This window comes from Kitasatospora misakiensis, assembly GCF_042656005.1.
Classification (GTDB): domain Bacteria; phylum Actinomycetota; class Actinomycetes; order Streptomycetales; family Streptomycetaceae; genus Kitasatospora; species Kitasatospora misakiensis.
The window spans coordinates 76,767-86,279 of record NZ_JBHSOF010000040.1 but is presented as its reverse complement, the minus strand read 5'-3'; the positions used below and the strand labels follow the sequence as shown (position 1 = coordinate 86,279).

The 9,513-nt window shown below is 71.9% G+C and carries 6 protein-coding genes, 1 tRNA gene and 1 riboswitch; of the genes, 3 read left to right on the top strand and 4 right to left on the bottom strand.

What is annotated here, in order from left to right:
- Window positions 1–119: 119 nt before the first annotated feature.
- Window positions 120–1,874, bottom strand: a complete 1,755-nt coding sequence (locus ACFP3U_RS26465) for an ABC transporter substrate-binding protein (RefSeq protein ID WP_380228168.1) — start codon at window positions 1,872–1,874, stop codon at window positions 120–122.
- A 113-nt stretch (window positions 1,875–1,987) separates the two neighbouring features.
- Complete coding sequence (locus tag ACFP3U_RS26460) at window positions 1,988–2,989, bottom strand: ABC transporter permease (protein ID WP_380228167.1); 1,002 nt, start codon at window positions 2,987–2,989, stop codon at window positions 1,988–1,990.
- Window positions 2,990–3,306: 317 nt separating this feature from the next.
- A riboswitch (ZMP/ZTP riboswitch) is annotated at window positions 3,307–3,404 on the top strand.
- A gap of 21 nt (window positions 3,405–3,425) precedes the next feature.
- Between ACFP3U_RS26460 and ACFP3U_RS26455 the strand changes: the two genes are divergently transcribed.
- Both ACFP3U_RS26455 and ACFP3U_RS26450 read left to right on the top strand, forming a co-directional pair.
- A complete protein-coding gene (locus tag ACFP3U_RS26455) occupies window positions 3,426–4,883 on the top strand; it encodes a glycine hydroxymethyltransferase (protein WP_380228166.1) in 1,458 nt (485 codons plus the stop codon).
- A 512-nt stretch (window positions 4,884–5,395) separates the two neighbouring features.
- Window positions 5,396–6,397 (top strand): class I SAM-dependent methyltransferase, encoded by a 1,002-nt coding sequence (locus ACFP3U_RS26450; protein WP_380228165.1) that lies wholly within the window; start codon window positions 5,396–5,398, stop codon window positions 6,395–6,397.
- Window positions 6,398–6,544: 147 nt separating this feature from the next.
- Here ACFP3U_RS26450 and ACFP3U_RS26445 read toward each other — a convergent pair whose 3' ends face one another.
- Both ACFP3U_RS26445 and ACFP3U_RS26440 read right to left on the bottom strand, forming a co-directional pair.
- Entirely contained in the window at window positions 6,545–8,212 is a 1,668-nt protein-coding gene (locus ACFP3U_RS26445) for an APC family permease (protein ID WP_380228164.1), read from the bottom strand.
- 365 nt (window positions 8,213–8,577) lie between these two features.
- A tRNA-Leu gene (locus tag ACFP3U_RS26440) sits at window positions 8,578–8,665 on the bottom strand.
- Between the two features lie 336 nt (window positions 8,666–9,001).
- On the opposite strand from ACFP3U_RS26440, the gene ACFP3U_RS26435 reads away from it, so the two are divergent.
- A complete protein-coding gene (locus ACFP3U_RS26435) occupies window positions 9,002–9,508 on the top strand; it encodes an ATP-binding protein (RefSeq protein ID WP_380228179.1) in 507 nt (168 codons plus the stop codon).
- Window positions 9,509–9,513 lie beyond the last annotated feature (5 nt).

The following is a 9,513-nucleotide window of genomic DNA, read 5'->3' as shown; positions in this document are numbered from 1 at the left end:
CGGTGGGCCTCGGCCGCCAGCCGTTCGTCGACCCGGTCGGCGGGGACGTCGGCGAAGGGGGGGGGCGGCCCCCCCGCGCGCGCCGAGGGGGGCACGCGGCGGGACCGCCCGGGGTGTTCTCAGGACTTGAGGTAGAGCCAGGTGAGGCCGACCGACCCGTAGATCGGGTGGATGAACGCGCCGCCGACGTTGGCCCCGCGCAGCTGGTTGACGTTCGGGTAGGCGAACGGCAGCACCGGCAGGTCCTTCATCACCGTCCGCTCCAGCGCGTACAGCTCCTTCGCCTTGGCCCGCGGCTCACCGATCCGGTTGATCCGGTCGATCTCCTTGTCCACCTCGCCGTTGCGGTAGCGGGCGGAGTTGAGGTCGCTGTTGGCGCGGCCGTCGAAGGAGAACGGGATCAGCGTGGAGGGCGTCGGCCAGTCGACCGAGCTGGTCTCCTCCCACAGGTCGTAGGGGGAGTCGGCGCGGTGCGCCTCGTCCAGCAGCGCCTTGGGGTCGATCGGCTTGGGCACGATGGTGATGCCGGCCTTGGCGAAGCCGTCGACGAGCACCTGGGCGACCCGCTGGCCGTTGGGCGTGTTGGCGTACGCGTAGGTCAGCGAGGCGGGCGGCTGCTTGGCGCGGGCGAGCGCCGCCTTGGCGGCCTCCGGGTCGCCCTCGGGCCTGGCCGGGTTCAGGTCGTACTTCTCCCAGTCGACCAGGGCGGGCGAGCTGAGCGTGCTGGCGAGGTCCCCGGCCCGGCTGCCGCCGAGGACCTGGCGGGCCTGCTGGCGCGGGTAGGCGAGGTTGAGGGCCTTGCGGACCTCGGGGTCGGCCACCCGCTCGTTGTTGACCATCAGGTAGGTGACGAAGGCGCCCTGCCGTCCGGAGACGACCAGCTCCTTGGCCTTCGGGTCGGTGTCCACGGTCTGGTAGAGCTCGGGGGAGAGCTGGGTGGCCACCGTGGTGGCGTCCGCGCCGCCGTCGCGCCCGGAGAGGATCTCCTGGTTGATGTTGAGCGCCTCCTTGCCGAAGGTGAAGACGAACCTCTCCGGGTACTGGTTGCGGATCGGGTCGGTCTCCGCCTTCCAGTGCGGGTTGCGCTCCAGCACCAGCCGGGTGTTCTGGACGTGCTCGACGATCCGGTACGGGCCGGTGGCGAACGGCTGCCGGTCGTAGTCGGTGCCGGTGTCCTTGTCCTTGCGCACCGGCGAGGAGGAGGACTGCGCGGCCATGTACGGCACGTCGGCCTGCGGCTGGGGGAAGTGGAACACCAGGGTGCGGTCGTCCGGCGTCTCGATCGCGGCGAGGTCGCCGTCCTGCGGGCCGCCGTACTTCTTGCGGGCGTCGTCGTAGCTCGCCTCGCTGGTGAGCCACTGCGGCCAGTACGGCGGGCCGACCTCGTAGCCCTTGCCGAAGGAGCGCTCGATGCCGTACTTGACCTGCTGGGAGGTGATCGGCTGCCCGTCCTCCCACGCCACGCCCTCCTTCAGCTTGTACGTCCAGGTCCGGCCGTCGTCGCCGGAGGTGCCGGTGTCGGTGGCGAGGTCGCCCACCAGCCTGGCCTTGCCGTCCACCACCTGGTACTGGGTCAGCTGACGGCCCCAGAGCAGCGAGGTGTTGTAGGCGGCGCCCGCGTACACCTTCTGCGGGTCGAGGTGGCGGAAGTCGGTGGCGTTGTAGACGTTCACCGTGCCGCCCGGCCGGGCGCCGGGGACGGCGGGGGCCGGGCCGGCGCTCTGCTGCTCGGTACCGAGCGCGGCGGTCAGCGGCGAGGCGTCCCTGGCCGCCGGGCCGGGGCCGGCCGGGGAGGTGGAACCCGCGCCGGCCGAGCAGGAGGTCGCCAGCAGGGCGGTCGCGAGGACGGCGAGGGACGGTCTGATCCAGCGCATGGCGAATCTCTCCTTGCCCCGGGGTCTCCGGGGCGGTCGGGTGAACTGCGGAAGGACGGTCGGGTGGACCGTGGAACGCGGCGGTCGGGTAGGCCGCGGACAGGGGGAGGGCCTCAGCGCGCGGCGCGCGGGTCCAGGGCGTCCCGGACGGCGTCGCCGAGCAGGTTGAAGGCGAGCACGAAGAGCAGCAGCGCGACGCCGGGGAAGAACATGTACGTCGGGTCGGCCTGGAACACCTCGGAGCCCCGGGAGATCATCCGGCCCCAGTCCGGGACCGGCTCGTTGATGCCCACGCCGAGGAAGGACAGCACCGCCTCGGAGGCGACGAAGGTCGGCACCGCCATGGTGGCGTGCACCAGCAGCTGCGCCCGGACATTCGGCAGGAGTTCGCGTACCACGATGTGGAATCCGCTCGCGCCCATCGCCCGGGCGGACTGCACGAAATCCCTTTCCCGGAGCGAGCGCACGGTGGACCGCAGGGAAAGCGCGAGCGGAATCCAGCCGAACGCGGAGAAGACCAGGACGAGCACCAGGAACTGCATCCACTCCGGTTCCGCGCTGCCCGGATCCACCAGCCTGGACTGGATCACCGGGCTGAGCGCGAGCAGCAGGAGCAGCGTCGGAAACGCCAGCAGCACGTTCGAGAGGAAGCCGAAGACCCGGTCGGTGATCCCGCCGAGGTAGCCCACCGCCACCCCGGCCAGCACCCCGAGGGTGGTGGTCACGGCGGCCGAGGCGAAGGCGATCAGCAGCGAGGTGCGGATGCCGTACAGCAGCTGGGTGAACACGTCGCGGCCCAGGCCCGGCTCCAGGCCGAACCAGAACTCCCCGGAGATGCCGCCGTTCGGGGCCATCGGCAGACCGCCGTCGCTGAGCAGGCCGGGCGCGTTCTGGCCGTAGTGCTCCGTCGGGTTCCGGCCGTACAGGGCGGCGATCAGCGGGGCCGCGAGGGCGAGCAGCAGGAAGAACGCCACCACCCCGAGCGCGACGGCGCCGGTGCGGTCGCGGCAGACGCGGCGCAGCAGGCCCCGCGGGGCTGGCCGCACCGGCGGCGGCGCGTCCGGTGCCGCGACTTGTTCGACCACTGCCTCGACCACTGCCTCGACCACTGCCATGAGAGGCGTACTCCCCGAATTCCGCGCCGCCCCATGGGTGGGGGTGCGTCAACGTGCATTTCCCGGCGGCCGTCCGGGGGTTTCCCGGAAGGGCCGCCGAGCGCCATCAGATCGGACACCGAGGAGTTTTCGCAAATCATTCCGGAGGTCTCGGGGAGACGGTTCCGCCGCTTTGTTTCGGGAATTGTGACGGCTTCATTCCGCCGCAATACTGCCGTTGCACCGAATCCGGCAAAGACGGGCAAACGGCATGTCATGTCCGCCGCCGTCCCGCATGGTGAGATCTCCGCCACAGGCCCGCCGACATTGGTAGGATTCCGGCGGGCCGCGACTGGCGCGCACGGATGGAATCGACCATCGGGAAGCGGCCCCGTGCAGGATCACGACGCAGTTGCCGAGCGCCTGGGCCCCCCGACCTCCCCTCCAGGAGACCGCCATGGCCCAGCAGCCGCACACGGCCGCCACCCCCACCGCCAACACCGCCTTCCGCTCCGCCCTCGACGTGGTCCGCGAGGTCGAACCGCGGATCGCCGCCGCCATCGGCCGGGAGATCGACGACCAGCGCGCCTCGCTCAAGCTCATCGCCAGCGAGAACTACGCCTCCCCGGCCGTCCTGCTCACCATGGGCAACTGGCTCAGCGACAAGTACGCCGAGGGCACCGCCGGCCGCCGCTTCTACGCCGGCTGCCGCAACGTCGACACCGTCGAGACCATCGCCGCCGAACACGCCCGCGCCCTCTTCGGCGCCGACCACGCCTACGTCCAGCCGCACTCCGGCATCGACGCCAACCTGACCGCCTTCTGGGCCGTGCTCTCCCAGCGGGTCGAGAGCCCCGCCCTGGAGCGCGCCAAGGTCCGCAACGTCAACGACCTCACCGAGCAGGACTGGGCCGAACTGCGCCGGGAGCTCGGCAACCAGCGGATGCTCGGCATGTCCCTGGACACCGGCGGCCACCTCACCCACGGCTTCCGCCCCAACATCTCCGGCAAGATGTTCGACCAGCGCAGCTACGGCACCGACCCGGCCACCGGCCTCATCGACTACGACGCGCTGCGCGCCACCGCCCGCGAGTTCCGCCCGCTGATCCTGGTGGCCGGCTACTCCGCCTACCCGCGCCTGGTCGACTTCCGCCGGATGCGCGAGATCGCCGACGAGGTCGGCGCCACCCTGATGGTCGACATGGCCCACTTCGCCGGCCTGGTCGCGGGCAAGGTGCTGACCGGCGACCACGACCCGGTGCCGTACGCCCACATCGTCACCACCACCACCCACAAGTCGCTGCGCGGCCCGCGCGGCGGCATGGTGCTGTGCACCTCGGAACTCGCCGAGCACGTCGACCGCGGCTGCCCGCTGGTCCTCGGCGGCCCGCTCCCGCACGTCATGGCCGCCAAGGCCGTCGCCCTCGCCGAGGCCCGCCGCCCCGAGTTCCGGGACTACGCCCAGCGGGTCGTCGACAACGCCCGCGCGCTCGCCGAGGGCCTGCTGCGGCGCGGCGGCACCCTGGTCACCGGCGGCACCGACAACCACCTCGTGCTCGCCGACGTCTCCGGCCACGGCCTGACCGGCCGTCAGGCCGAGGCCGCGCTGCTCGACTCCGGCATCGTCACCAACCGCAACTCCGTCCCGCAGGACCCGAACGGCGCCTGGTACACCTCCGGCGTGCGGATCGGCACCCCCGCGCTCACCACCCGCGGCCTGGGCACCGCCGAGATGGACGAGGTCGCCGGCCTGATCGACACCGTGCTGCGCGCCACCACCCCGGCCACCACCGCCTCCGGCGCGCCGTCCAAGGCCCAGTACGTCCTGGACCCGGCGGTCGCCGAGGGCGTCGCCAAGCGCGCCGCCGACCTGCTCGCCGGCTTCCCCCTCTACCCGGGCGTCGACCTCTCCTGACCCGCCCCACCCGGCCGGGGCCACCACCCCGGCCGGGTTCGGTACGCGGTACTCAGTACTGCAGGGCCTTGTACCGTCGGCCACCCGCCCCCCGGCGCCCGGTGCTCCGCCCGGCCGTACCCCACGTCAACGGCCCCCGAACGGGTGACGCGAGGCCCGGCGGAGCGCGCCGACACGATGGTGTGATGAGGACAAATCGGGCGGTCGGCCGCAGTATGGACGAACCGGTCCTGCGCCGCGTACGGGGCTGCGGTCAAGTCCGCGCACAAAGCGCCGGGGCCTGAAATTCTTTCTGCCGAGTTCGCCCAACTCCGCTCGGTGGCGAGTAGATTGCAGCGAACTCGGGCGCCCCGGAGTACGGTTGATGCCACGCCGGGTCGCTCCCGTGTGCCAGGACCGCGCTCCCGGCCGCGCGCGGTGGACCGCCCAGGGCCGTCGCAGGGCCGCGGAGCCGAGCCCCGAGTCCGGAGATCGTGCCCAATGGTCGTTCGTACCGTGTTAGGAGCCGCCTCGTGACCGACGCCGCACTCAGTGCCGAGCAGCAGCGACCTGCCGACCCCGGGGTGCTCGACGACGTGCCCGGGTGGTTCTGGGACCACGACCGGCACCTCTTCGACTGGTTCCTCGGCCGGCAGGAGAAGGCCGGTCTCTCCGGCGACCTCCTGGAGATGGGCGCGTACCTGGGCCGCAGTGCGATCGTCATCGGCTCGCACCTCCAGCCGGGGGAGACCTTCACGGTCTGCGACCTCTTCGACTCGGACGCGCCGGACGACGAGAACGCCGCCGAGATGTCCATGTCCTACCGGAGGACGCTGACCCGCACCGCCTTCGAGGCCAACTACCTCGCCTTCCACGAGCGGCTGCCGGAGATCGTCCAGGCCCCCACCTCCACGCTGGCCGACGGCCGTCTCGCGTCCGGCGCGTTCCGCTTCATCCACATCGACGCCTCGCACCTCTACGAGCACGTGGCCGGCGACCTCCAGGTCGCCCGGACGGCCCTCGCCCCCGACGGCGTGGTGGTCATGGACGACTACCGCTCCGCCCACACCCCGGGCGTCGCCGCCGCCACCTGGGAGGCCGTGTTCAACCACGGACTGCGGCCCGTCGTGCTGACCGACACCAAGTTCTACGGCACCTGGGGCGACCCGGATCCGGCCCAGCTCGACCTGCTGGCCCGCCGGGGCACCCTGCCGCACTGCGACATCACCAACGAGACGCTCGACGGACACCGGCTGGTCCGGATCGGCGGCAGCGACGCGGGCGCCGAGCCGTTCCGGGTCTCCCGCCACCACGCCCGGCTGGCCGTCGAGGCGGAGCACCGCGCGGCCGAGCAGGCCGCCGAGGACGCCTTCCGGGCCGCCGAGCGCGAACGCGAGGAGGCCGACCGGAGCCTCGCCGAACGCCGCGCCCGCGCCGCCGAACGCCGCCGCCCCGCCAACGTGGCCAAGCGCGCCGTCGGCGACCTCCTCCCCCCGGTCGTCACCTCCGCCATCCGCCGCGCCCGCCGCAGCTGACCCGCCGGGGGCACCGCCCGACAATGCCGGAGGGGTGTCGCCCCGGGATTCCTCCCGGGGCGCCCGCCGCAGCTGACCCGCCGGGCGGTGCCCCCGGGATTCCTCCCGGGGCGACACCCCTCCGGCGTTGCGGCGCGGGCCGTGGGCTCAGGCGTGGGTGGCCGTGGCGGGCTCGGGGGTGGCGGGGTGGGCGGCCTGGTGTTCGGCGGCGGCGGCTTCGGCGAGTTCGCGCTTGACGGCGGCGAGGCTGGGGTTGGCCCAGGCGCTGCGGACGCCCCAGGCGTAGAAGGCGAGGCCGATCAGGGCGACGACCAGCAGGTCCCAGCCCTCGGGGAGGTAGCCCTCGCCGCCGAAGTCGGTGGAGCCGGCCCAGGAGACGGCGGCCATCACGAAGAGGTAGGCGACCATCCAGGCGCCCGCCTTGAGGTGCGGCTTCAGCTCGGCGAAGGGCTTGCGCAGCTCGTACCAGGCCCAGATCGGCAGGCCGGCGGCCATCAGCAGGATGACCTTGCCGGTGAGCGGCCAGCGGGCCCAGTAGAGGACGAGCGAGCCGAAGACCATGGCGACCGGGGCGATCACCGGCATCGCGCGCAGCCGGACCGGGCGGGGCAGCTCGGGGGCGAGGCGGCGCAGGGCCATCACGGCGACCGGGCCGGTGATGTAGGAGATCACGGTGGCCACCGAGACGATCTCGGCGAGCGAGCCCCAGCCGCGGAAGACCGCGAGGAAGCCGAAGGCGACGACCAGGTTGAGCACCAGCGCCGGGCGCGGGATGCCGGTCCTGGCGTCGACCCGGCCGAAGACGGACGGCAGGTGGCCGTTCTCCTGGACGCCGTGGATCATCCGGGAGGTGGTGGCGGCGTAGATCATGCCGGTGCCGCTGGGGGAGACGAAGGCGTCCGCGTACAGCAGCAGCGCGAGCCAGTTCAGGCCCCAGGCGATGGCGAGGTCGGCCAGCGGGGAGGTGTAGCCCAGACCGCTCCAGCCGTTGGCCAGGTCGGCGGTCGGGACGGCGCCGAGGAAGGCGATCTGCAGCGCGACGTAGATCACCAGGGAGATCAGGATCGAGCCGATCACGGCCTTGGGCAGCGACTTGCCGGGGTCGCGGGCCTCGGCGGCGAGGTTGAGCGGGGACTGGAAGCCGTTGAAGGCCCAGACGATGCCGGAGACCGCCACCGCCGTGAACACCGCGCTCCACCCGTTCGGGGCGAAGCCGCCGTGGTCGGTGAAGTGCTCGGTGTCGAAGTGCGCGAGCAGCAGGGCGCCGGCGGTGAGCGCGGGGACGACGACCTTGAACACCGTGATCGCCGTGTTGGTCTTGGCGAACAGCGTGATCGCGAACCAGTTCAGCGCGAAGTAGACGAGCAGCAGCACACTGGCCAGCGCCACGCCGCTGACGGACAGCTCCTGCCCGTCGTAGAGCGCCTTGGCCCAGCCGAAGTCCCAGGAGCTCATGTACTGCACCGAGGCGGTCGCCTCGCCGGGGATGACCGAGACGATCGCGATCCAGTTGGCCCAGGCGGCCAGGTACCCGGCCAGCGAGCCGTGCGAGTACTGCCCGTACCGGACCATGCCGCCGGCCTTGGGGAACATCGAGCCGAGCTCGCTGTAGGTGAGCGCGATGGTCAGGGCGACGGCCGCGCCGATCACCCACGCGACGATCGACGCCGGACCGGCCAGCCGGGCGGCCCGCTCGGCGCCGAAGAGCCAGCCGGAGCCGATGATCGACCCGAGTCCGACCGCGGTGAGGCTGATGGTGCCGAGCGACCGGCGGTAGTGCTGATGGGATGCCGTCGTCGACGCGGGTTCACTCACCGGTTCACTCACCGTATCGGTCCTCTGCCTGATCGTGTCTTGGATTTCCGGACAAACGGAAAGAGCCTAAGGGGCGAAATCGGGCTAAACCTCAGGTGAACCTCAGATGCGGCGCAAAGCACCCGATCGTTGCCATCTCGTGTCCGAACCTCTGACCTTCGGCGGGGGCGCACAGGGGCTTTCGGTGGGGGTCGACGAGGCGTGCGACAGGGCGTGCGACAGCGTGCGACAGGCGCGCGGCGGGGCGTCAGGCGGGTGTCTGGCAAAGCGTCAGGCAAAGTGTCGGGCAAGAATTCGGCGGGGCGGCGCGCCGGGCAAAAAGAAATTCCCCGTGGGAACTCTCGCGAGTTCCCACGGGGAATCCATGGTGTCCGAGGGGGGACTTGAACCCCCACGCCCGATAAAGGGCACTAGCACCTCAAGCTAGCGCGTCTGCCATTCCGCCACCCGGACGGGGTGTGTGCTTCGGGGGTTTTGTTCGCCCCCTCGGCGACAGAGAGAACATTACCAGGCTTCCGGGGTGCTTCTCACCTGCGTTTCCCCGGTCGGGATGGTGGGGGGTGGCGGTACGGATCGCTGGTGTGCGCGAAGCGGTAGTTCACGGACGGTAAACGGTCGACTTGTGGTCGATGAACGATCGGTTCTGATCAGTCGTGGTCCGACACGGGCAAGTTGTCGACGGTGCCACGGCCCCGGGGGCGGCTCTCCTAGCCTCTGTGCACCGAGGCGCCATGAGCGGAACGCCTGATTCCCGGGGTCGCGGACGAAGGGCGGCTGGACGTGGAGCGGATCAGCGAGGAAGAGGCGGCGGAGACGGCGCCGGAGAAACGGGTGGCCGCCGCGGCGAGGCCGGCGCGCGGCGGCCCCGCCGAGGGGGTGTGGCGGTTCACCGTGCCCGCCGAACAGTCCTCGGTCCCGCGCACCCGCCATGCCGTGCGCGACCGGCTGCTGGCCCAGGGCATGGCCGAGATCCGCTACCAGGAGCTGGTGGACGACCTGCTGCTGATCGTCTCGGAGCTGGTCGGCAACGCGGTGACGCACGCCGCCGAGCTGTCGCCGGAGGTGACCACCGAACTGCTGCTGAGGGGCGGCTGGGTCCGGGTCTCCGTCGAGGACGGCGATCCGTACCGGCCGAAGGCCCTGGCGGCCGACACCGGGAGGACCGGCGGGCGCGGGCTGCTGCTGGTCAAGAGCGTCACGCTGCAGGCCGGCGGCGTCTGCGACGTGGAGCAGGCGGGGGAGGGCGGCAAGGTCATCTGGGCCTCGCTGCCGCTCCCCCGCGACGAACCCGAGTGAGCCCG